The organism is Paenibacillus darwinianus (assembly GCF_000598065.1).
In the GTDB taxonomy this organism is placed as follows: Bacteria; Bacillota; Bacilli; order Paenibacillales; family Paenibacillaceae; genus Paenibacillus_I; species Paenibacillus_I darwinianus.
The window spans coordinates 14,981-17,824 of sequence record NZ_KK082181.1; the positions used below are offsets into that span (position 1 = coordinate 14,981).

Annotated in this window: 2 protein-coding genes; both read right to left on the bottom strand. The window is 58.8% G+C overall.

The window, feature by feature from the left end; genetic code table 11:
• Positions 1–1,823 (bottom strand): FtsX-like permease family protein (locus tag BG52_RS16515; protein ID WP_036667281.1); only part of this gene is annotated, 1,823 nt, incomplete at its 3' end.
• A gap of 60 nt (positions 1,824–1,883) precedes the next feature.
• The coding region (locus tag BG52_RS11250) for an efflux RND transporter periplasmic adaptor subunit (protein WP_081793812.1) at positions 1,884–2,844 on the bottom strand (961 nt) is incomplete at its 5' end.

The following is a 2,844-nucleotide window of genomic DNA, read 5'->3' on the forward strand; positions in this document are numbered from 1 at the left end:
CCCGCCGGCCCGCTTTCCTGCTGAGGCGCGGGTCCGCCCGGCGTGGCAGGCGGAGGCGCGTCGTTCATCCAGTGCGTGGTGAGCGCGACGTCCGCTCCAACCCCGTACCGTATTTTGTTCTCCATGTTGTCGTTGATCGTTCTCGCCGCGCTGGCGCTGTACAAGCCCATCGCGACGGTCATGATCAGGAAGACTTTAATCGTCAAATACTGACCGGACGATCTGCTGATCTGCACAAGCGTGGAATAGAGAGCCGGAGACCACCACTTGCGCCCGGCCGTATACAACAGCCGGATAAACCACGGGTAAATCCGCAGCACAATCAAGCCGCCTCCGAGCGCAAACAAGGCCGGCATCAGGAAGAGCAAGGGATCCATCTGCAAGGACCCGGCTTCAAGAGCGAGCGAGCGCATTTCCTCCATCCGGCTGTTGAAGCCGTAAAGCAGATAAACGGCTATCGCGACCAGAATGACGTCGAGGCCGATTTTATGCCAGAACGGCATTTTGTCCATCCTCGCAGTCTTCTGCTTGTGTCCGACAATGGATGCGCGAGTCGCCCGGAACGCCGGTATAAGCGTCAATACAATAGCGCCGGCGACAGCTGCGGCGGCAATGCGGTACACGCTGCCGTCCAGCGCGACCTCTAGCGGCGCACGGTTAACGAACGACATGAATCCGTCGGAGGCGCCGAGCACTTTTGTAAACATAACGCCGAGCGGCGGACCGGCCGCCAGCGCCGCCAGCCCGAGCAGCAGCCCTTCGGCGGCGTAAGCCAGCATGATCTGCAGACGGCTCGCGCCACGACTGCGCAGCACGGATATTTCGGTCTTTTGCCGCTCGATGATCAAATTCGAAGTCATGAAGAGGTAGAAGGCCAGCATGAACATGACCGGCGCGTACAGGGCAAGCAGCGTTCGGTCAAGCCGCTCCTTTTTCGCCAAATAGGCCTCAATCGTCACAAGCGCCGGAAACTCCATCTCCGCGTTATAGGAGAAACGCAATTTCAAATAGCGTTTCAAGGCTTCAGCCTGGCTGACAAGGTTGTCGATCCCGCCCGTTTTGAGCTGCGTATAATCGAGTGCCAGCGTATAGCGGACACCGCTCACCTTCGCTTTGCCGCTGAGCACAAACTCGCGTTCGAACGTCTGCAGCGGCATGAACAGCGATGAAGCGAAATCGTCGAGCGGAAAAGGAGCATAGGGGTCCCCCTCCGGCTTCGCATCCACGATGCCGACCGGAAGTATGCGCAAGGTCTGCCCGGTTGTACGGTTCAGGCCGGTAATTTCCTCGTTCAGATCGCGCTTCAGCTTAATCAGATACGATTGGGTGACAAGCACCTCGTATACGTCGTCGCTGCGGGCAGGATCCGGCAGTCGTCCGTCCACAAGCCGCACCCGTTTCTCAAAATCCGACACTGCGCGCAGGTTTCCGGTCACATCGCGCTTTTTCTCCTCTGCGGTCGCGTCGGCGCCGTACATCTTCATCGACGAGGTAGAGCGGTTGATATAATAGGATTTCATGTCGAGGTTCACGCGCCCCGAGAAGCCGAGCACATAGCCGTCGGTGCTTTCGATCGTGCGCGCCAGCTTGGCCGGATCTTTGACGCCGGAAGTGTTCAAAACGACCCTCAGCTGTCCCGGATAGATTTGTTTTGCCATTTGCATCTGCTGCAGTTCTTTATACAAAGTTCGCTGTAAAATGGCACTTGAATAAAGCGGCATCGAGCTGAACAATGCGACGCACACGGTCAAACCGAACCACAGGTTGAGCTGCAACCACTTGTTCTTCGCCATTTTCCGCAAAATCATCGTCCATAAGGCCACTATCCGCTCCCCCTCCCGATAGGCGCCGCCGAACGGCTGCCCGCCGACTTCCGCTGCCGGTTAGTTGTTCATGATGACCTGTTGGCCTTCCTCCAGACCGCGAACGATTTCGACTTCCGTGGGAGTCTTCAATCCGACCTCGACATCAACCTCGATCCGCCGTTCGCCTTCCGCGATTTGCACGTACTCGCGGCCCAAATAGGTGCGAATGCCCGAGCGGGGAAGCACGATGACGTCGTCTCTTTTCTCGAGCGCAATCTGAAAATCGGCCGAATCCCCCATCACAGCGCCCTTAATCGGCTTGACGAGGCCCAGCACAAGCGTCGTCGCATTTTTCTCCGCCAGCTCTTTGTCCGCCACCATCGGCGCATTGGACGGCGCCTGCAGCACTTGGGCTTCGTACTGCTGGTTTCCGTAGGTCACGAAAGCCGCCATATTCGGCTGAACGGCCAGCAGATCCTTCGCGGAGGTTGCCTGATAAGTTAGCTTGACCTTGGTCGGGTCCGCAACCGTTACTATCGGCTGATAGCCCGTGACGGCGTCGCCCGCCTTCAATTCGGCCAGGTACGTCACCCGCCCGCTCTGCGGCGAGACGAGCTTCGATTTCGAGAGCTGGTCCTCAAGAGCGACAAGCGTTATCCGCTCGCGTTCCAGGTCGATCTGGCGCAGCCGCAGCTCACTGCCGCTCAAGCCGTCGCTTTTCGCCTGCGCGTACAGGATTTCGGCCCGCTCCACATTAAGCCGCTGCAGCCTCGTCCTCAGCTCCAGATCGCCGACATCGAGCTCGACGATCGCCTGTCCGGCCTTGACGTCGTCTCCGACCTGGACGAGCACGGTTTTGATTCTTCCGCCCGATTCCTTGAAATAGAGCGATACGGTTTGACTGGAGGCGAAAATGGCGGTGCCTTTCAGATAGGTCTGGATGTCGCCCCGCGCCGCCTCCACAACGTCGAATGTCTCCGTCTGCGGCTTGACGAGCGGCGGCGCAAGCGCTGCCTCCTCTTGCGGCAGCATCGAGCAG